At 33.8% G+C, this 20,320-nt stretch carries 19 protein-coding genes; 5 read left to right on the top strand and 14 right to left on the bottom strand.

The window, feature by feature from the left end; translation table 11 throughout:
* Nucleotides 1-8: 8 nt before the first annotated feature.
* The 8 genes from HS129_04460 to HS129_04425 are packed head-to-tail and all read right to left on the bottom strand — an operon-like array spanning nt 9 to nt 7,866.
* Nucleotides 9-275, bottom strand: coding sequence for an HPr family phosphocarrier protein (locus HS129_04460; GenBank protein ID MBE7411307.1), 267 nt, complete (start codon nt 273-275; stop codon nt 9-11).
* On the bottom strand, nt 247-1,218 hold the full coding sequence (locus HS129_04455) for an HPr kinase/phosphorylase (protein ID MBE7411306.1): 972 nt from the start codon (nt 1,216-1,218) through the stop codon (nt 247-249). The genes HS129_04460 and HS129_04455 overlap by 29 nt, the downstream gene beginning before the upstream one ends.
* A gap of 5 nt (nt 1,219-1,223) precedes the next feature.
* Nucleotides 1,224-2,639: an RNA polymerase factor sigma-54 gene (rpoN, locus tag HS129_04450; GenBank protein ID MBE7411305.1), complete on the bottom strand. Its 1,416-nt coding sequence runs from the start codon at nt 2,637-2,639 to the stop codon at nt 1,224-1,226.
* A gap of 2 nt (nt 2,640-2,641) precedes the next feature.
* Nucleotides 2,642-3,349, bottom strand: a complete 708-nt coding sequence (gene lptB, locus HS129_04445; protein MBE7411304.1) for an LPS export ABC transporter ATP-binding protein — start codon at nt 3,347-3,349, stop codon at nt 2,642-2,644.
* A gap of 10 nt (nt 3,350-3,359) precedes the next feature.
* Nucleotides 3,360-4,808: a hypothetical protein gene (locus HS129_04440; GenBank protein ID MBE7411303.1), complete on the bottom strand. Its 1,449-nt coding sequence runs from the start codon at nt 4,806-4,808 to the stop codon at nt 3,360-3,362.
* Nucleotides 4,792-5,346, bottom strand: a complete 555-nt coding sequence (gene lptC, locus HS129_04435) for an LPS export ABC transporter periplasmic protein LptC (GenBank protein ID MBE7411302.1) — start codon at nt 5,344-5,346, stop codon at nt 4,792-4,794. Before lptC ends, HS129_04440 begins: the two co-directional genes overlap by 17 nt.
* A 53-nt stretch (nt 5,347-5,399) precedes the next feature.
* A complete protein-coding gene (gene kdsA / locus HS129_04430) occupies nt 5,400-6,254 on the bottom strand; it encodes a 3-deoxy-8-phosphooctulonate synthase (protein MBE7411301.1) in 855 nt (284 codons plus the stop codon).
* 1 nt (nt 6,255) lies between these two features.
* Nucleotides 6,256-7,866, bottom strand: coding sequence for a CTP synthase (locus HS129_04425; GenBank protein ID MBE7411300.1), 1,611 nt, complete (start codon nt 7,864-7,866; stop codon nt 6,256-6,258).
* A 69-nt stretch (nt 7,867-7,935) separates the two neighbouring features.
* Between HS129_04425 and HS129_04420 the strand changes: the two genes are divergently transcribed.
* From HS129_04420 to rfaE2, 3 genes are all read left to right on the top strand, one after another.
* Nucleotides 7,936-8,631 (top strand): hypothetical protein, encoded by a 696-nt coding sequence (locus HS129_04420; GenBank protein ID MBE7411299.1) that lies wholly within the window; start codon nt 7,936-7,938, stop codon nt 8,629-8,631.
* A gap of 180 nt (nt 8,632-8,811) precedes the next feature.
* Nucleotides 8,812-9,822 (top strand): D-glycero-beta-D-manno-heptose-7-phosphate kinase, encoded by a 1,011-nt coding sequence (gene rfaE1 / locus HS129_04415; protein MBE7411298.1) that lies wholly within the window; start codon nt 8,812-8,814, stop codon nt 9,820-9,822.
* Nucleotides 9,819-10,301 carry a D-glycero-beta-D-manno-heptose 1-phosphate adenylyltransferase gene (gene rfaE2 / locus HS129_04410; GenBank protein MBE7411297.1) on the top strand — a complete coding sequence of 161 codons (483 nt, stop codon included), beginning with the start codon at nt 9,819-9,821 and terminating at the stop codon, nt 10,299-10,301. Before rfaE1 ends, rfaE2 begins: the two co-directional genes overlap by 4 nt.
* Nucleotides 10,302-10,325: 24 nt before the next feature.
* Here rfaE2 and HS129_04405 read toward each other — a convergent pair whose 3' ends face one another.
* From HS129_04405 to HS129_04390, 4 genes are read right to left on the bottom strand one after another with little or no spacing between them, the layout of a single operon-like run.
* On the bottom strand, nt 10,326-10,949 hold the full coding sequence (locus HS129_04405) for a hypothetical protein (GenBank protein ID MBE7411296.1): 624 nt from the start codon (nt 10,947-10,949) through the stop codon (nt 10,326-10,328).
* Nucleotides 10,950-10,983: 34 nt separating this feature from the next.
* The gene (gene mgtE, locus HS129_04400; protein MBE7411295.1) at nt 10,984-12,369 is read right to left on the bottom strand and encodes a magnesium transporter; all 1,386 of its coding nucleotides are present in this window, start codon (nt 12,367-12,369) and stop codon (nt 10,984-10,986) included.
* A 24-nt stretch (nt 12,370-12,393) separates the two neighbouring features.
* Complete coding sequence (locus tag HS129_04395) at nt 12,394-13,974, bottom strand: FAD-dependent thymidylate synthase (GenBank protein MBE7411294.1); 1,581 nt, start codon at nt 13,972-13,974, stop codon at nt 12,394-12,396.
* A 14-nt stretch (nt 13,975-13,988) separates the two neighbouring features.
* Nucleotides 13,989-14,597, bottom strand: a complete 609-nt coding sequence (locus tag HS129_04390) for a DedA family protein (GenBank protein MBE7411293.1) — start codon at nt 14,595-14,597, stop codon at nt 13,989-13,991.
* Between the two features lie 141 nt (nt 14,598-14,738).
* Between HS129_04390 and ispG the strand changes: the two genes are divergently transcribed.
* Both ispG and HS129_04380 read left to right on the top strand, forming a co-directional pair.
* A complete protein-coding gene (ispG, locus tag HS129_04385) occupies nt 14,739-16,727 on the top strand; it encodes a (E)-4-hydroxy-3-methylbut-2-enyl-diphosphate synthase (protein ID MBE7411292.1) in 1,989 nt (662 codons plus the stop codon).
* A complete protein-coding gene (locus tag HS129_04380) occupies nt 16,724-17,977 on the top strand; it encodes a hypothetical protein (GenBank protein ID MBE7411291.1) in 1,254 nt (417 codons plus the stop codon). Before ispG ends, HS129_04380 begins: the two co-directional genes overlap by 4 nt.
* A gap of 88 nt (nt 17,978-18,065) precedes the next feature.
* On the opposite strand, the gene HS129_04375 is transcribed toward HS129_04380, so the two are convergent.
* Both HS129_04375 and HS129_04370 read right to left on the bottom strand, forming a co-directional pair.
* Nucleotides 18,066-18,593 (bottom strand): hypothetical protein, encoded by a 528-nt coding sequence (locus HS129_04375; GenBank protein ID MBE7411290.1) that lies wholly within the window; start codon nt 18,591-18,593, stop codon nt 18,066-18,068.
* Between the two features lie 159 nt (nt 18,594-18,752).
* Entirely contained in the window at nt 18,753-20,228 is a 1,476-nt protein-coding gene (locus tag HS129_04370; protein MBE7411289.1) for a potassium/proton antiporter, read from the bottom strand.
* Nucleotides 20,229-20,320 lie beyond the last annotated feature (92 nt).

Raw genomic sequence — 20,320 nt, 5'->3', positions numbered from 1 at the left:
CAAAGCATTTACTCCGAAAAATCACTTTGAATGAGTTTATTTAAAGCCTCGATTGCTTCCTCTTCTTTTTCACCTGTTGCACAAATCTCAAACTCAGCACCAGGGTATAATGCAAGCATCATTAATCCCATTATACTTTTCCCGTTTACTTCAACACCTTCCTTTATTACAAAAATCTCACAAGGAAATTTGCTCGCCAACTTCACAAACATAGAGGCAGGTCTTGCGTGTAGCCCATGACCACTATCAGGAATTGATGTTTTGATTTTTTTCAATTTGATTCTTTTCTCTTTCTATAGTACCAACAAGTTTTTTGTTAAATTCTTGAGCACCAAAGGTACCCATTTTTTTCAATCGTTGATTCATGGAAGCCGTTTCTACAATAATTGGAATATTTCTACCGGGCTTGATTGGAATTTTTAAAAAAGGGATATTCACTCCCAAGATTTCTTCTGTCTGCTCTGTGAGTCCACTTCTTTCATAATCTAACTCTGGATTCCATTCTTCTAAATTTATTATAAGCTCGATGAGTTTACTTTCTCTTACTGAGCCTACACCAAAAATATCTTTTATATTGATAATTCCAAGTCCCCTTATTTCCATGTGGTGTCTTAGTAAATCGGAGCATGTTCCGATTAGAAAACTTTCAGAAACCCTTCGTATCTCAACCATGTCATCTGCAACGAGCCTATGTCCTCTTTCGATGAGTTCGAGTGCAGTTTCGCTTTTCCCTACTCCACTTTTTCCGAAAAGCAAGATTCCGATCCCGAATACTTCGATTAAAACTCCATGCCTCATAGTTCTCGGTGCAAGACTTCTGTCAAGTATCTGAGAAATTAAAGTTATGAATTTGGAAGTAGAATGGTTAGAGGTGAAAATCGGAACATTTTTAGATTTTGCCATTTGTACAAAATATTTATGTGGCGGGTTGCTGTGAGTAAAAATAATACAAACCAAGCTATAAGCAAAAAACTGCTCGGCTATTTCCTGCACTTTCTCATCCGAAAGAGAATGAAGATACGCCCACTCTCCTTTTCCAAAAATTTGAATTCGGTCATAAGCAAAGTGATCAAAAAAACCGGTCAGAGACAACCCTGGGCGATTAATTTCTGAATTTAAAATTTGTTTTCCTAACCCCTCTTCTCCTTCCAACAAACTCAAATCTAATTCTTTATGGTCATTCCATATAGACTCAACACTAATTCCTTGAATTGACATGGATGCTAACGTCCCTCATTTTTTTTTCTTCTATTGGATGGAAGAATTTTTAAAATTTTTCTATATTTTGCAACTGTTCTTCTTGCGATACCAATTCCTTTGCTGTTCATAATTTCTACAATTTCTTGGTCCGACAAAGGGTTCATCTGCGATTCTTCTTTTACTAAGTTTTTGATTATATCGTGGATTTTTTTGGAAGATTCCATTTGTCCTTCAGTTGACTTAACACTTGAAGAAAAAAACCACTTCAACTCAAACACTCCCCAATTAGTTTGAACATACTTGTTCGTTGTCACTCTGGAAATTGTAGATTCGTGCATAGATAATTTTTCTGCGATATCTTTTAAAGTAAGTGGTTTTAGAAAACGAATTCCACCTTTAAAAAATTCTATCTGAAAATCCAAAATAGAATTTATCACTTTGAATAATGTCTGCCTTCTTTGGTTTATGGATCGAATCAACCACTGTGCTGCATTTATTTTTACGTTAATATATTCCTTGTCTGTCAAGAGAGTATGGCTATTTACTATTTTTTTGTAGCTGTCATTCACTTTTAATTTTGGTAACCACTCATCATTCAATTGTATTACAAATTCACCGTCAATTTCTTGGATGATAATATCTGGGACAATATACTCAATTTTTTTACTTGAGTATTTCGTCGCCGGGTAAGGCTCTAATTTTTTAATAATCTTTGAAAGTTCTTCAACCTCTTTTTCTGTAATTTTTAAATTTCGACTTATTTTTTTATAATCAAACTTTTCAAGGTCTTCAAAATTTTCGATTATCAATTTATGAAGAAAAAAGTCTTCTGGATATAAAATTTTTGCTTGAATTCGGATTGTGTCTTTTATATCTTTTGCACCTAATCCAACCGGCTCCATCTCTTGAATTTGTTCCAATACTTTTTGAATGATGGATTTTTTTAGATTTAGCTCGTTACTTATTTCTTCTACAGAAGCAGAAATAAACCCTCTATCATCAATCATCGAAATCAATATTTCTCCCACTTCGGTTTCTTCATCAGTCAAATTTAAAATATGAAGTTGGAACAATAGATGATTTGCAAGAGTTTCTCCTACAGGAGAAGACTCGATCATTTTTTGATTTCTATCTGAAGCTTCGCTATCCACATAACTTGGTTTATCAATAGAATACACATCCTGCCAAGAAGTGTCTGTACTTTTGATGGAAGAATTTTTCTCAATCAATCTTTCTTCACTTATCGAATACAATTCAGGGGTCTTTTGCTTTTCAAAATTATTATCTTCTTCGAGCATTGGATTTTCCATTAATTCAGATTGAATTTTTTCCAACAACTCGACTGTGGACAATTGAAGTAACTCAATAGACTGCCTCAAATCTTGAGTAATAACTAACTTCTGAGTTTGCTTCTGGACAATACGTTGGCTAAGTCCCATATTTACAGTGTAAAATCCTCTCCAAGGTATATTCTTCTGGTTTCAGGGTCATTGATCAAGTCCATTGCAGTTCCAGAAATTAAAATTTTCCCACTATACATGATATAAGCTCTATCAGTAATTTTCAAAGTTTCCCTGACATTATGGTCTGTAATTAAAATTCCAAGCCCTCTATCTTTTAAACTCTTAATTACATTCTGAATATCTTTTACTGCAATAGGATCTACACCAGCAAAAGGTTCGTCCAATAAAATAAAATCTGGCTTGGTAGCAAGAGCTCTTGCGATTTCACATCTTCTTCTTTCTCCACCCGACAAGGTATATCCTTTTTGATTGGCAACTCTCATAATCTGAAGTTCAACAAGTAGCTCGTCTCTTCTTTGTATAATTTCTTTTCTTGGAATTTTCAAAGTTTCAAGCACTGCTTCAATATTTTCCGCAACGGTTAGTTTTCTAAAAATAGATGCTTCCTGCGCCAAATATCCGATCCCTCTTCTTGCGCGAATATACATTGGAGCGTTTGTAATATCGTCTCCATCTATAAATACATGACCCTCGTCCGGTCTCACGAACCCGACCGACATGTAAAAGGAAGTTGTTTTCCCTGCTCCATTTGGACCGAGTAACCCAACGATTTCTCCTTTGCTTATTTGAAAACTGACCCCATCTACAACTTTTCTCTTGTTGTAAATTTTTACTAAATTTTCCATGCGAAAAGTTTTACGGGGAGAATTCACGAAATTTTTCCTTTCCTGGTGCTGTGTTCACAACTTCACTTATATACACTTTGTTCTCATTTGGATATACAACAATTTTTCCACACTGAATAGTTTTTCCGCCTCTTGTTAGTGTTGGATTTCCTTCTAAATAAATTTTTTCTTCTTCTTCAAAATAAGTAGCAAACTCGCCTTTTGAAATTGAATCCTCTGTAGTTATAGTAACCTCTCCCCTCGCCACAATTTCTTTCTTGTCCGAAAATTTTTCGATTTCTACTGCTGTAAGTGTTGAATTCACGTCTTGAGTTTCTTTGCTTAAAAATTCGATCTTAGCGTCTTCTGTAACATGAGCGTAATCTGAGGGCTTATCGTATTCCAATAAATTTCCCGACAACCGAACATTATTTTCAAAGTCTGTCATAGTGACCCCATCTCTTGCTTCTACTTTTTCGTTGTCCTTGCCAAAGGCTTTAATATAGGCAGCTTGAAATTCATTATCTGGTCGAATGAATTTTGCATTTCCAAACATCCCAGTATATCGTTCTAAATCACTTCCAGAATGACTGATAATTTTATCTCCGATAAAAATACTGGTAACTTTTACAGTTGCATCTTCTTCTTCAGAATTTTCAGTAGATGAGTTTTTTGTGTCCTTACTACTTGTTGAATTGTTCTCTACATTTTCTTCTTTGTCTTCCTTGGGCTTTTTTTTCTTTTTTTCCATAGAGGACTGAACTATCATCGCTTCATTTTCTAAAACAATATCTTTTTTTTCTGAATCATAATACATTTTTGTAGCAGACATAAATTTATTTTTTCCGAATATATAAGGATAGTCATCCATTACGACCCTATCTTCTTTTTCATACATCACGGCAGATTCGCCTAAGATGGTATATTCTTTATTTTCTAAAATTACACCTTTTTCCATAGCACTTCTAGAATCAGCTAAATACCTTCGTATATAAGGAGAGGTGACCTTGGTAACTTCTTTATTTTTTCCACGAGTTAGAATTTGAGGGCGTTCATCCAAAGTCACTATTTCCCCGTACTTATCATACACACCCTTTCCTGCATACAGCACGGACTTACTCTCCGTATCTTCTACCTTTACCCCTCCTTTTAAAAAACCATGAACCGCATCTTCTCCAATTATTTCTATGGACAATGAAGATAATTTTACTTTATCGTGTAAAATCCATGCCCCTCCTTTTAAACTATAAGTGGTAACCTTGATTCCGTTTTCTTCTTTTTCCTCTTGAGTAAGCTCACTCCCGCCCCATGAAGTAGGGATGGTTTTCTTTTTCGTTTTTTCTATATTTTGAATGAATGACTCATTTTTTTTTCGAGGGTTGATTTCCAAAGGAGACTTGAGTATGGGAGGGCGAATAGAGCCTTGTATAGATATTGATACCCAAACAATATGTAGAAATAATTTATTTATTTTTTTCAAGAGGATTGCCTTCTTTAGAAATCGCAGTAGGTTTTAATATCGTTACTTTGTTTAAATTCTTATCTGCACGTAAACCAATACCTCGAATTGTTGTCCCTCTTGAATTTACGATGACAGACTTATCAGAAACTAGTGTCTGCTCGTCTATATCGTACAACAGCTCTTCTGCTTCGAGTCTTTTGTGATCGACTGTATTTAGAACAATATTTCCGTTTACGTTTAGTTTCTTTGTCGTGTGATTAACTTCTCCCCTATCCCCTTTCAAACTGGATTCAAATTTTCCATCCTTAAACTGATCAAATACCAACGAATAAAATACAGTTCGATTTTCATCAAAAAATATGAATGACTCTTCAGCAGTCAATTTAGAAATCTTAACTCCATCTTTATCAAAAGAATCTCGAGTAAAATTTCTTAATGAAATAGTAGAGCCGGATTCTCTCTCACTTTCGATTTTTATTCCTTTGTCTTTTTTGCATAAAGAAAAGACCAAAGAAAAAAACAGGAGACTTGTAGCTTGAAGTATTTTTTTGTTCATTTCTTAGAAATTTGTTTCCTTAAATTTCTCAATAACTCAACAATCAATGAAATTTATTTTTCCGAATTTGCACCAATATATGTTTTTACAAGTTTGTCTAACTCTGCCATTCTCTTTAAAAGGCTTTTTGTTTCAGATAAAAAAAACTGGGTAGTCGAGTCACTCTTTGCTTTAGGTGGATCCGGATGCACTTCCATAAAAATCCCTTCTACTCCACAAGAAACAGCAGCACTCAATAGATCGGGTATAAATTCCCTTTGTCCTCCTGTGATATTTCCTGCACCTCCGGGAAGTTGTGCGGAATGGGTAGCATCAAAAATAAAAGGAATATCCATGCTATGTAAAATAGGGATTGATCTAATGTCAAAGACTAAATTATTATAACCAAAACTTGTACCTCTTTCTGTGATTAGGTATTTTTCAGAATTGCATTCTTTGATCTTATCAACTATATGCCTGCAATCTGCCGGAGCCATAAACTGCCCTTTTTTTACATTCACCCACTTGCCTGTTTTTGCGGCCTCAGCCACTAAATCAGTTTGACGAGAAAGAAAAGCAGGAATTTGGTAAATATCAAGCACATCTTTCAATGGAGAAATTTGAGAGGTTTCGTGAATATCTGTCAAGACAGGAACATTGTATTTAGATTTAATAAACTCTAAATTTTTAACACCTTCTATGATTCCGGGTCCTCTGTAAGAATGCACCGAAGAACGATTGGCTTTATCAAAACTACTTTTAAAAATATAAAATATTCCAAGCTCTCCACAAATCTGAACCATTTCTCCACAAACCCTGTCGATAAGATCCTTCGATTCCATCACACAAGGCCCGGCTATTAGAAAAAATGGATTCTTCTCCCCAAATTTCGTATTTAAAAAGTTTCTTTCTTTAACTGTAGTTGCCATATTATTTTAGAATTTTCTCCGCAGCTCTTATAAATCCCGCAAACAACGGATGAGGAGCAAATGGTTTCGATTGGAACTCCGGGTGGTATTGGACCCCTATAAACCAAGGGTGATCCGGGACTTCAATAATTTCAATCAATTTCTCATCCGGGGAATGACCGGAAAAAACTAACCCGGATTTTTCAAACTCTTCCTTGTACTTCAAAGTAAATTCAAAACGATGCCTGTGTCTTTCGGAAATATTTTCTGTTTTATATTCACTATACGCAAGAGTATTTTTTTTGATAATGCAAGGATAAGCACCAAGTCTCATAGTTCCTCCCATCCTCTCAATATCCATCTGCTCTTCTATTAAAGAAATTACAGGATAATCCGTTCTGGAATTAAACTCTGTAGAATTTGCATCCTTGTAGCCCATCACATTTCGAGCGAATTCTATTACAGCACACTGCATACCGAGACAAATTCCCAGAAACGGGATATTTTTAATCCTTGCAAATTGGATTGCAGAAATTTTACCTTCGATTCCCCTATCTCCAAAACCACCCGGTACTAAAATCCCATGAGCATTTTTTAAGACTTCTTTTACATTAGACTTATCCAATTCTTCAGGATTTACCTTTAGAAACTCAATCGTAGAATCGTTTGCAATTCCACCGTGGGATAAGGATTCGTATATAGACCGATAGGCATCTTGTAAACTAATATATTTACCGACCACAGCTATTGTAACCTTCTTTTTAGCGAGGTTGATTTTTTTTGAAATTTTATCCCACTCCGAGAAATTGAGTTTACCAATCTCCATTCCAAAAGTTTTTAAAACTACCTCATCCAATTTTTCATTTTTGTACATTTGAGGGATTTCATAAATTGAAGAATTAATATCTACTGCCGAAATCACATTTTCTTCTTTTACGTTACAAAAAAGAGAAATTTTAGATCGCATTTCTTTACTCAAAGGATTTGCAATCCTGCAAATTAAAATATCCGGCTGAATCCCAAGTTGAAGTAGTTCTTTCACGGAGTGTTGAGTAGGCTTTGTTTTTGCTTCACCAGCTACGGTAATAGTTGGAACTAAAGTCAGGTGAATAAACAACACCTGAGACGAACCGTGCTCATATTTCATCTGTCGAATCGCTTCTAAAAATGGAATAGACTCAATATCCCCAACAGTCCCACCAATTTCTACAATCACAAAATCTGCTTTTGTATCTGAAGATAGGGAATACACTCTATTTCTGATTTCATTTGTAATATGAGGTACAACTTGAACTGTTCGGCCTAAATAGTCTCCTTTTCTTTCTCTCTCGATTACTGTAAAATAAATTTGCCCGGTGCTTACAGAATTTTTTCTGGTTACTTTGGAATGGGTAAATCTTTCGTAATACCCAAGGTCTAAGTCTGTTTCAGCTCCATCATCAGTGACATAGACCTCGCCATGTTGATATGGACTCATTGTTCCGGGGTCAATATTTATATATGGATCCATTTTTTGGAGTGAGACAGTATACCCTCTCCCTTCCAAAAGACCACCCAAAGCCGCAACTGTAACTCCCTTACCAAGCGAAGAGCAAACACCACCTGTAATAAAAATGTATTTTGATTTAACCAAAAATTTTCTCTTTTGTTCTTTATCTATTTTTTTAGAAAATGACAAGCTATTTAAAAGTCAAGTCAATGGTTGTATGTTTTTTTTGACAAAAATAAATTTATACTCAATTATAGAATTCATTCCGATATAAAAACTGTGTCTGAAACTGCAAAACCCAACATATCAATTTATAAACCTTGGGGTAACGGCAATGTCTATTCTTATAATTCACTTTTCTTTTCAGAAATACAAGAAAATGAAACTTGGAACTTAGGCAACCTGACTTCCTACTCGCCTACTTTTTTTTCCTTTTTGTTTATGAGGGCATTTTTGCTTCTCAAGATATACGGGAAAAACACAAGAATTGATTCTTTGCCCCAAAATATAAAAAACTTTATTGCAAAAAATTGTAAAAATACAAATATCCCCGGAATACAATTTTCCGAATTTATACCAAGACTCGTTTCAAAAAAAAATCCAAGTTTTTTTAAGGTATATTTTTTTAAAAATAGCTTTTTTTATTACCAAAAATTAAATCAATCTATTTTTCTTGCAGGTGGGTCTTTAGCAAAGAAGTCTCCTTCAAATAAAAATTTTGAAAATATTTACCACTCTATCCTAAAAAAGAAAAATTCAGGGAATTTATTTTTTCTACAAAATAACTTTTCTATTTTTACTGAATTTTTAAATAAAAAACCGACTAAAAATCTATTCTTCCAAAACCTAGAAAAAAAAATTGATACAGATTTTCTTTTTTGGACCTCAGAAATTCACCGATCTGATTGACAACATGGTTGAATTCTAAATATCTGAATACAAGGGTTCTAATGAAAGTTTTAAAAAAAGATATTGCTTACCTACACAGAATAAGTGAGGATTCTTTTTTCTGTGCGATGCTTCTAAAGCACTCAAAATACATCAATCTTCTAAATAATTTTAATGGAATTTTTTTTTCACAGGGAATGTATGTATCAAATCAATAGAGAAAAATTTTTAAAATGCAAAGAACAGTTTAAAGAAAAAAAAATTATAGTCATAGGCGATATTATTCTGGATGAATATTTACTGGGAAGTGTTTCCAGAATTTCTCCCGAAGCTCCCGTGCCAATAGTACTCGTAGAAAAAGAAAATATTACCTTAGGCGGTTCAGGGAATGTAGTAAAAAATCTTACCTCAATTGGAGTATCTTCGATTGTGTTTGCAAGAGTAGGAAACGACGAAAAAGCAAATACAATAGAGAATCTTTTACTGAAAGAAAATGTAAATACAAAGGATCTGTTTTTATTAAAATCGGAAAACATCCCTACCACCATTAAAACAAGAGTAATCGCTACTCATCAACAAGTGTGCAGAGTAGATCGAGAAAAAACAAACCCAATCACAAAATCAGAAGAGTTGAGAGTTCTAAATCATTTTCAGAAAAAAATACAAGAATGCGATGGGGTGATTATTTCTGATTATGATAAAGGTTTTCTAACTATTAGCTTGATTCAACAAATCATTAAAATTTGTTTGGAAAATAAAAAGTTTTGCTCTGTGGATCCGCAAGTCAGACATTTTTTTCAATACGAACAGGTTTCAATTCTTACTCCAAATCACCACGAAGCAGGAAGAGCCTTAGAAAGAACAATTTTCACAGACGAAGAAATTGAAACAGGAGCAAAAGAATTAACAAAAAAACTAAATTCTGAATCTATTATGATTACTCGGGGAGAAAAAGGTATGACAATTTATTCCCGTAAAGAAGAAAAAATATTTCATATCCCTACTGTGGCCAAAGAGGTATTTGATGTAACAGGCGCAGGAGATACAGTAATATCGGTTTATACTGCATTTATTGTAACAGGTCTAAGTCAATTAGAGTCAGCTATAGCGGCTAACGCATCCGCAGGAATTGTGGTTGGAAAATTAGGTTCTTCTACTACCAATTTTTCAGAGATTCAAAACTCACTTGAAAACATGAATCTATTAACATGAAAACTCTTTCACAAATCCATAAAAAAATTATTTCTTTTTCAGATATTCAGAAAATTAAAAATTCACAAAAAAAATCCTCTATAGTTTTCACCAATGGATGTTTTGATATTCTACACTTGGGTCATTTGAATTATTTATCAAAAGCCAAAGACTTGGGAGATGTACTGTGGGTCGGGTTGAATTCAGATTCTTCCGTAAAGAAATTAAAAGGGAAATCAAGACCCATAAATTCCGAAGAAGATAGAGCCTTACTCCTTGCCTCCTTATTTTTTATAAACTATGTTACCATTTTTTCTGAAGACACGCCCATTCGATTGATCACTGAATTAAAGCCAAACATTCACGTAAAGGGTGGAGACTATATAGCGAAAAATCTACCTGAGTATGAAACTATTCAATCTTATGGAGGGACAATTACTATTCTGCCTTTTGTAAAAGGAAAATCTACTACAAATATTATCGAAAAAATAAGAACATAAGTAAAAAATTAATAGCTTTGCACTTTATTTTCTAATTTCTCTTTTTAGCTTATTTTTGACTTCTTCCCTGTTGGATTTATTTTTTAAAATTATATTATAATAAATAAGATATTTTGTAACTACAGGGATATTACCCTTCTTGTGTTCAAGATTCCACCTTGTTGCGTCATTTTGGATAATCTTAGCTATATCGTTGATACGAGGAACTCTTGTATGAAAGTTAAAATTTTCTAACTTCCCGGTTTCTCCATTTAACTTTACGAGTACAATCCCATCGTCCACAAAATCAATTAAGTTAAACTTTTTCAATTCATCACAAATCAACTGGTCTCCACCAAGATCGGGTTTTCTCATTACATTTTCTGTTCCTCTGATTTGCCTCAATTGGTATGAATCGCTCGATATGATTACTCTAAAATATTCCTGTGTATCGCTTGATTCTTTTGAAAAAAATTTTGGCTCACCAGAATTATTTTCTACAACCTCACCTTTCTCATCTAAAATTTTTTCTGAATCACCGGCAGGATTTTTTAATTTTGTATAGGTTATTGAATCTACGCTTCGGTTATCCGAGGCACATTGATTGAGTATAAATACAGTCAAAAGAATTAAGAAAAATGATTTCAAATTGATACCTCGCTCAATCATTATTTTTTCATATTTTTAAAGTCAAGTATCTTTATTAAAGAAAATTAATCAATAAAGAAGCAAGCCCTAAAAAGCAAAAGAACCCGAATATATCTGTGCTTGTTGTTACAAAAATCGAAGAAGCAATTGCTGGATCTATTTTTGAGATTTTTAAAATTATTGGTATAATAGAACCAAAGATTCCGGCAATAACTAAATTGATGAACATGGCAAAACCAATTACAATAGATAAAACCAAATTATTTTTAATGATAAATGTAAAAACTCCGGAAACAACTCCAATAAAAATTCCGTTTAAAATTCCGATGATTAATTCTTTTCGGATTGCTAAAAACCAATTTTTGCTCGTTAAATCCCCAGTAGCAATATGCCTGACGACTATTGTAATCGCTTGAGTGCCGGCATTCCCACCCATCCCGGCAACAATAGGCATTAGAGATGCGAGTACTACAATTTTCTGGATCGTATCTTCAAACATAGACACTACAGAAGATGCAACAATCGCAGTGACTAAGTTCAAATTCAGCCAAGTAAGTCTTCTTTTTAAAGATACAAAAATAGAAGTAGAAAGTCTTTCGTCTTCACTCACCCCACCCAGTCGCAAAATATCCTTAGACGCTTCTTCTTGCATAATGTCCAAAATATCATCTACTGTAATTCTACCGAGGATAACACCATTGTCGTCAACTACGGCAGCAGATACATAATCGTATTTACGGAAAAACTTGGCAACCTCTTGCTTGTCAGAATCGAAATGAATGGATTTGATATTGTCTTTCATTATTTTAGAAATCTTAGTGGTAGGAGAAGACAGAAAAAGATCTTTGAGTTTTACAAACCCTTTCAACACTCCTTTTTCATCAGTCACATAAATTAAATAAATATTGTCTGATTCTCGAGATGCTTTTCTTAAATTGATGATCCCTTTCCTGACGTTTTCATCTTCTTTCACAACTGCAAAATCAGAAGTCATAAGTCTTCCGGCACTATTCTCTTCAAAGTTCATCTGATTTCTGATTTTAGAAGAATCTTCCTTGTCCAAGGAATTCAAAATCGCTTCAGCTTTTTCAGGACTAATTTCATCGAAAAGAGAAGTGGCATCGTCCGACTCCATATTTTCAACTATAGGGGAAATTTCTTTCAAATTCAGGCTGTTTACAAAAACCATCTGGATTTCTTCGTTCAATTCTACCAGCACATTCGTTCTTTGCTCTGTGTTGCACAAACGAAATAGATAAATTGCATCTTCAGAATCTAAATGAGAGATAGCGTCAGCAATATCTGCCGGGTGAGAGACTTCTATGAATTTTAATAATTTCCCGTCTTCTTTTGCTTGAATTTGATCTTTTAGTTTTTCGATCCACTCTGACCCGTGCTCGCTAAAACTTACAATTTTAGAATTCAGACCGGTCTCATCAATATTTTCTTCTTTCATTTTCCAAACTCAAATCGTCCTAACATAATTCAAAGAATCATTCTTCCAAACCTGCACTCCACAGTATTTGTCTCCTTCCGGGCAAAAAGGTTTCACCCCTCCCTGCATTCGAATCCAACATGGTGCTCTTAACCATTTTGCAATATCCGGGTTTACCTTACTTAGATCTTCTACCTCTTCTACCGATGCCTGAAAAATTTCTTCTTGTGCATTGTAGCATAATCTTGTCTTCCATTTATGATAAAGCATTAGTAAATTCCCAGTCTCATAAAAACGTATAGGAAAAGCGTTTGGCAAAAGATAGGAGATCGTCTCTGAATCAGTCGTGGCCTCTGCAAATATTTTTATCTTTTTAAAAATCTCTATCATAGTACTTTCATAAAAATCTAATAGTTCCGGGTACTTTTTAACGATAAAAGGAATGATATAATCCGGCTCACCTGAAAACTGTGAAAGTAAAACTGGTCTTGACCCCGGAACCATCCTGTGTCTTTGATCCTGACTATCCGCAGTGTGCGATATTTTTTTCTTAAACGTGTAAGATAGCTGAAGCATTGCTCTGGAGATAGGACTCATTGTAGTTTCGTTTAATGTGGAAGTTAAACCTCTGTTTAAGGAAGGATCCAAAAGCATCCGAATAGCATCCTCGTCGCTCAACGATGATTTTGTAGAAGAAAGAACAGATCGCAGGGCATCCGTAAGTAATTTTTCTCCATTGGGGTAATAGCCGACTAACTTGGAATACCTTCCATTCAAATCAGAATCGTATTCTTTTATAAAATCTTTTGCATTGGAAAAATTTTTAGCAAGTGATGTTCCAAATACTTTTTCAAAATATAAGTACTCTTGGGTTTCTTCCAATGGAATCGGATCGTCCATTTCTTTTATAAATAGAGGATCGATCTCACCAACTAAATCGATCATTTTCTGAACTACCCTTGACTGCTCTTTGGGAACATTGTAAGAATTCATCAACCGATGATATCTGTGAAGAGTAATCCCGCTAATGGAATGGTACATATAAGTAAAAGTAGCTAAGGGCAAAAAGTATCTCGCAACTTCAATAGCTTTTTTCTTGATTGGAATCTGCCATTTTTCCGGGTAATCTGCCCTTGCTTTGAAAATAGAAAAATATTCTTTTTCAATTACAGGCTTTAGCATTTCAGAAAATTGAAAATAACTTTGAGTGCTAAACCTAACGCTTTCTAAGAATAGTTTTTTTTCTTTTTCATTTAAATGTGGTGGAAGATAGTAATTTTCATCTTTTACTTCTACATACCTTTGGCTAACCTGCTCTGAATTGTAAAATGGATGAGAATGCAAAAACGCCCAAACAAATTGTCTTGAAACTTTATCAATAGAATAAATAAACTGAGGGTGCTGCCGTGTAGTCAGGTGCCCTGCTTTTTTTGTTGACTTGGCTACCCTATCTCTAATTTCAATAGACTTTTCGGTTTTTACCATATCTTCAGGGTACAGTATTCCTTTTGAAGAATAGCAAGTTCTTGCCGATGCAATAGAAAGATTGAATGGCTCTTTAGTGTAATCAATAAGTTTTATGATTGGCTCGTTGTCTAAATTTGTTTCCATATAAAAACTTTTCTCTATTTATTTTTTCTTTTTTTCATTTTTAAAAATACATAAAAGCTGACAACAAGAGTAGCAACAAGAACTATTATGGAAATTTGCGCTTGGTGCATGATTTCTAATAATTTCTCGTAATTACTTGCACTGTAAAATCCGAGATAAACCCAAACAGGCACACTAATCGCTGCTGCAAGAAAGTCAGTAGTAAAAAATAACACTGGATGAACTTTCTTGGTAATCCCGGCAGTCATAAAAATAGGCATCCTTAGTCCAGGAGTAAACCTGCCTACAAAGATTACAAATTTACCGTATTTCTCAAACTGGATTTTTACTTCTTCAAATCTTTTTGGGGTGAGTATCTTGGAGACTAATTTTATTTTCAAAACTTTCTCTCCATAAAATCTACCTAAAAAAAATACAAACCCATCTCCGATTAAAACCCCGGCCATCCCTACAGCAAACATAACGTGCTCGTTTGTATTGCCAAGGGCGCTAATCACTCCTCCAGCAACAAGTGAAATATCTTCAGGAACAGGAAGACCCAATCCGCATAAGATCAAAACAAGAAAAACTGAAATATATCCATAGGTTGCAAAAAAATCAATTAAAATTTGTAAAAAATCCATTACCCCTGCTTTAAAAACATATTTTACCTTGCCAAAATATGTTTTTTCTATATAAGGAAAAGAGGCAAGTATTTAAAGCCAAATTTTGAGAAAGAGCAAATTGCTTTACAACTTAGACCATTATTGAGACACTATTAAAACATGAATCTTGCTTACAATCTGTCTCCATTTTATTATAAAAGAAAAAAAACCAAATCAGTAAAAGTCGGAAATATAGAAATCGGAGGAACAAACCCGATACGAATCCAATCTATGACTACCTCCGACACACAGGATACTGTAAATTCTGTAAAACAAATTTTAGACTTAGAAAACGCAGGTTGTGAAATAGTCAGACTCACTGTTCCCTCTATGGCAGATGCTCTAAACTTGCCCAATATACGAATCGAATTAAAAAAGCACAAATCCAAAGTCCCCTTGGTCGCCGATATTCATTTCACTCCAAGCGTTGCATTAAAAGTAGTAGAATTTGTTGAAAAAATCAGAATTAATCCGGGTAATTTTGCGGATAAAAAAAAAATTGCAAGCATAGAATATTCCGATAAAGATTACGAATTAGAATTAGAAAGAATTTTTGAAATCTTTAGACCTCTTTTAGTCAGGTGCAAGGAACTTGGAGTAGCTTTAAGAATAGGCACTAACCACGGGTCTTTGTCAGATCGAATCATGAATAGATTTGGAGACACTCCAAAAGGAATGGTAGAAAGTGCCATCGAATTTATCAAAATGGCTGAAACGGAAAATTATAGAGATATAGTAGTTTCTATGAAATCTTCCAACCCACAGGTAATGGTTCAAGCGTACAGATTACTTGCATCTCGTTTTGATGAGTTGAAGATGGATTATCCTTTGCACCTCGGGGTGACTGAAGCCGGAGACGGAAAAGACGGTAGGATTAAATCTGCAATAGGAATCGGCTCTCTACTAAACGATGGACTCGGAGATACAATTCGTGTTTCTCTTACTGAAGACGCTGTTAATGAAATCCCTGTAGCAAAAAAAATTATTCAATACTCAACTATAGAAACCTCGGTGCCTTCTACTAAAAAATATTTTGAATTTAGAAACCCTTTTCAGTATTCCAGATTTCATAGCAACTTAGTATGTTCTAAAAATTTTAAAATTGGAGAAAACACTCCCGTAAAAATTGAAACTATTTTAGACACAGGACTAAATAATCAAGCACTACAAGATACGATTCAAAGTTTTCTTCAGAAAAAAGACAAAACGATCATCCCAGATATATTTCATTTTTTAGCGAACTCTAAAGAAAAACTCACTTTTTATTCCAATCTAAAAAATACGAATTTTCCTGAACTTCCTTTTTCTGTTGAACTTACAGACAAGATTAAATTTAAAGAATTAGAATTTCTAAACGAGTTACAAAATTTTGATAAATTAATTATAGACATCTTTGATTTTCCCAAAGAATCATTTACCGAAATAATCGACCTTATTCAGAATCTTACGAAAAAGGAAAAAATTCTTGAGCTTAGAATAAAGCCGGAAAATTTTAATGAGTTAGAAAATTTATTGGAAAATAGTGAATTTCAAAAATTGAAAAATCTACTCTTTTCAGTAAAAACGAAAAATATAATTTTTGATTATCGTAAGTTAGGATATATTCTGCAAAATACAGCCTACCCTTTTGCACTGTTTTCAGATTCAGACAATATAAAAAATGCGTTATACGAAAGCTCAATTGGTCTCGGAGGGCTGCTGATTGACGGAATCGGAGATTTGGTTAGAATTTCAATCGAAGGTGAAAACATTAACGAATCTTTAGAGCTTACAAAAGACATACTTCAGGCAGTTCGACTCAGAATTTCAAAAACAGAGTTTATCTCCTGCCCGTCCTGTGGCAGGACTTTGTTCAACCTACAAGAGACCACAAAAAGAATCAAAAAAAGAACAGAGCATTTAAAAGGCGTAAAAATTGCAATCATGGGCTGCATAGTAAACGGGCCAGGGGAAATGGCTGACGCAGACTTTGGATATGTAGGTGCAGGACCCGGAAAAGTACACTTGTATAAGGGAAAAGAAATTATAGAGAAATCTATTCCTTTTGAGATTGCAGATCAAAAGTTAGTTGACCTGATAAAAGATTCAGGTATGTGGAAAGATCCTTGACAGAATTTTTCTTAGTAATTACAATACTTGGTTGTTTTTCTTTTTTCGCAAAATTCTTTTCTATTATTGAAAGATTTCAAATCCCGATTTCTCTTATCAGCTCAAGTTTTGTATTAATTCTTTTTACTTTGTTTGACGATTTAAAATCTAGTACAATATTTTCAACATGGAAATCGTGGCCGTCCGAACTTATAGCAATTATTTTTGCATCCCTTTTCTTGGAGAAATCTGAAAATTCAAGCCAGTCCACTTTTAACGAAATTGTAAATGAAGGAATCTTAGTTTGGCTTTCTGTTCTTGGGCAAACCATAATAGCAATCTCTCTAACCCTATTTGTGTTTCAAAAATTTTATGAGATACCTATGTCTTTTGCTATAATCTTAGAAACAGGATTTGCAGGTGGACACGGAACTGCATTTGCAATGAAAGAAATCTTAGAAAAAAATGGCTTGAAAGGTGGATTGGAATTTGGACTGTTCAGCGCAACTGCCGGAATGATACTCGGTATCGTTGGTGGAATTTTTATAATCATAAAAGAAGGCAAAAAAATTAGAGAAAATTCTATCGTAAGCGAAAAGTTTTCTATTTCATACTTCTCATTAATATTTTCCGGCACACTGATTTTTATAGCCTATTTCATTGGAAAATTACTACAAGCAACTTTCCAGTCTTACTCAACTCCTATACCCGTTCTTCCACTTTTTGTATATGCACTTTTCGGAAGTATTCTTTTAAAATTTCTGTTAAAAATTTCTAAACAAGAATACCTATTAGACAACTCTTCCAATTCATTAATTGCATCTATTGTAATGGAAATTTTAATTTTTACTGGAATATCCACGATGAACTTGCAAATCATCTTGAAATTTTTAATTCCACTGCTCATCCTGTTTGGTTTTGGTTTTCTATGGAATTTATTTTGCCATTTTGTATTAAGTAAAAAACTAATTCACAATAATTACAGGTTTGAATTGAGTCTAATCAATTTCGGAATGCTGAATGGAACTACTGCGACCGGACTTATGCTCTGGAAAATGACCGACCCATCCATGAAAAGTAAAGCTGGAAAGATCTATGCAGCAGCGTCTCCATTTTCAGCTCCTCTTATAGGAGGTGGAATTCTAACCCTATCCTATCCGTTTCTATTAACAAATTTTAATCCAAACCTAATCTTATTTATATTGATATCAGTCTGGTTTAGTTTATTTTTCTTTGGAAAGCACCTACTAAAGAAAATTCAAAAATTTTAATATACGCCAGAGGCTTATGAAAATCGCCTAACGTTTAATATTGTATATACAACAAAATTTTTCTTTAACAAATTTCCATCGACACATCCTATTCCAAAACGATAGAATGCAATCTTTCTAAAAAATCTTCTTTTTCGGAATGGTAAACTTCGATTCCTCCCTCTTCCTCAACCAACACTAAACTATCTGCATCGATTTCTTTTTGAATGTACTTTTTTAATCTATTTTTTGTAGCTTCATCTGTTGGGTTATTTGCGTAGTCTCGTATCAGAAACTCAACCGCATCTGATTCTTGACAATCAGGATAATAAATTAGCAAATCGTAGTTTTCATGAAAATGATCGTTCTCCTTAAAAACCGTATCGCAAAAATAAAAATGTTCATCCTTGCCAAGATTCAAAAAAAACTTTTTCAAATCATTGGGATTGTCTGTCCCAGAACTATAAAAACTTTGCAATTTTCCTTGTTTAATTTCTCCTTCGTAATCAAGGGTATATCTAATAAAAAAACCACTTTGAGGATTTTCCTCAATCGTAAGCTCGGTAAGGTCTTCTAAAAGTTTGTTCTTATAAATTTCTTGAAATTCATTATAAATAGAAATCGGTTGAATAGTCATAAATTTTTCTCCTTAGCTTTTTATTACAGAAAATAAAATATATGCAAATCAAATTTTATAATTATATACTAAATTGAAAATATTTTTTAAACTATTTCATAAATTCACCAATTTTGTATTTTTTGACTAACTAAAAAACTCCTACATTTAGAACACACCTTACATTTTTTTAATTTGACTTTGAATACACCCATCTACTTTCTCAAAATCTTCCGGGGCATCTGCAAGAACCATTAAAATATCTTTTGCTTCAATAATTGTAGAGCCACCCGGCCGTATATATTCTCCACCTCTTTTAATCATAATAATAAAAACTGATTTCGGAAAATCCAAATCTACAATTTTTTTCCCTACAGCACAGAAATCCGACAATATTTCAAATTCCTGCAAGGTTGATTTCGGTAAATCCAAAATAAGTCGGTCTGTTTCGGTAGAATTTTTTATTTTTTCAGGTAGCGATACGTGTAGCCATTTAGCTATAATTGAGATTGTTGTTCCTTGAATTAGAACCGAAGTCACTGAAATAAAAAATACTATATTAAAAATTGTATAGGCTTTGTCTATTCCTGCCAAGAGTGGGTATGTAGCAAATACGATTGGAACTGCACCTCTTAACCCCACCCAAGAAATATAGAGCCTTCTCTTTATCTCCATCTTAAACATAAAAAGACTTAGTAGTACACTTACAGGTCTTGCAACGACTATTAAAAAAATTGAGATGAGTAAACCGATACCGATAAAAGGAAGAATTTGTGAAGGAAAAACGAGTAGTCCAAGAGTCAAAAAAAGTACAATCTGCATTAGCCAAGCCAAGCCGTCATACATCTTAAGAATTGTATTTTTATGAATTAATTCCTGATTCCCCAAATACACCGCACAAATATAAATTGCTAAAAAACCGTTACCGCCTAATGAGTCAGTAATTGAAAATGTGACAAACATGAGCGCAATTACTAATACAGGATACAGCCCCTCAAAATCCAACTGAATAGAATTGATAATGAATTTACTAAGCCTCCCAAATCCGAAACCAAAGATTCCTCCAAGAATCATTTGTTTTAAAAAAAGAGGAATTACGGATACGATACTCTGATCCTGATTTGTGACTAAGGTTAAAAACACAATTGTCAAAACATAAGCCATTGGGTCGTTACTCCCACTTTCTAACTCTAAAGTTGGGCGAAGATTATCTTTTAACGCTAGGTTTCTTGAACGCAAAATTGAAAATACTGCGGCTGCATCCGTTGAAGAAACAATGGAGCCCAAAAGCATACTCTCATAAAATGTAAAATCTGTTATATACCATACAAACCCTCCAAGTGTCAACGCAGTGAGTAAAACTCCCAACGTAGATAAAACAATCCCTTCCCTGAGAATGGGTTTTACTGATGTCCAGTTTGTATCGAGCCCTCCCGAAAATAAAATAAAATTTAGAGAAACTACTCCTACGAATTGAGCGATTTTAGGATCATCAAACCGAATACCACCTATTCCGTCTGAGCCTGCAAGCATCCCTATTGCTAAAAATAAAAGTAGAGTCGGTACTCCAAATTTGTAAGAAGTTTTACCAACAACTATGCTTATAAAAAGTAGCACAGAGCCTACTATTAGTATATTTTCAATTGTTAAATTCATATTGTGTTTATTTTTCAAAATTTCATATTGCACTTTTTTTTTCTACAATATATTACCAATGAGAAAAATAAATTATGATGTTATTTCAAAAA

The organism is Leptospiraceae bacterium, from assembly GCA_015075105.1.
Lineage (GTDB): Bacteria > Spirochaetota > Leptospiria > Leptospirales > Leptospiraceae > JABWCC01.
This window is presented reverse-complemented; position numbering and strand designations above follow the sequence as displayed.

Excerpts from the sequence above, each read along its gene's own strand:
- rpoN (MBE7411305.1), bottom strand. The coding sequence starts at position 2,639 with ATGGGACTTAGCCAACGTATTGTCCAGAAGCAAACTCAGAAGTTAGTT.
- rfaE1 (MBE7411298.1), top strand. The coding sequence starts at position 8,812 with ATGTATCAAATCAATAGAGAAAAATTTTTAAAATGCAAAGAACAGTTT.
- HS129_04455 (MBE7411306.1), bottom strand. The coding sequence starts at position 1,218 with ATGTCAATTCAAGGAATTAGTGTTGAGTCTATATGGAATGACCATAAA.
- rfaE2 (MBE7411297.1), top strand. The coding sequence starts at position 9,819 with ATGAAAACTCTTTCACAAATCCATAAAAAAATTATTTCTTTTTCAGAT.
- HS129_04390 (MBE7411293.1), bottom strand. The coding sequence starts at position 14,597 with ATGGATTTTTTACAAATTTTAATTGATTTTTTTGCAACCTATGGATAT.
- HS129_04405 (MBE7411296.1), bottom strand. The coding sequence starts at position 10,949 with ATGATTGAGCGAGGTATCAATTTGAAATCATTTTTCTTAATTCTTTTG.
- kdsA (MBE7411301.1), bottom strand. The coding sequence starts at position 6,254 with ATGGCAACTACAGTTAAAGAAAGAAACTTTTTAAATACGAAATTTGGG.
- lptC (MBE7411302.1), bottom strand. The coding sequence starts at position 5,346 with ATGAACAAAAAAATACTTCAAGCTACAAGTCTCCTGTTTTTTTCTTTG.
- HS129_04395 (MBE7411294.1), bottom strand. The coding sequence starts at position 13,974 with ATGGAAACAAATTTAGACAACGAGCCAATCATAAAACTTATTGATTAC.
- ispG (MBE7411292.1), top strand. The coding sequence starts at position 14,739 with ATGAATCTTGCTTACAATCTGTCTCCATTTTATTATAAAAGAAAAAAA.
- HS129_04370 (MBE7411289.1), bottom strand. The coding sequence starts at position 20,228 with ATGAATTTAACAATTGAAAATATACTAATAGTAGGCTCTGTGCTACTT.
- lptB (MBE7411304.1), bottom strand. The coding sequence starts at position 3,349 with ATGGAAAATTTAGTAAAAATTTACAACAAGAGAAAAGTTGTAGATGGG.
- HS129_04375 (MBE7411290.1), bottom strand. The coding sequence starts at position 18,593 with ATGACTATTCAACCGATTTCTATTTATAATGAATTTCAAGAAATTTAT.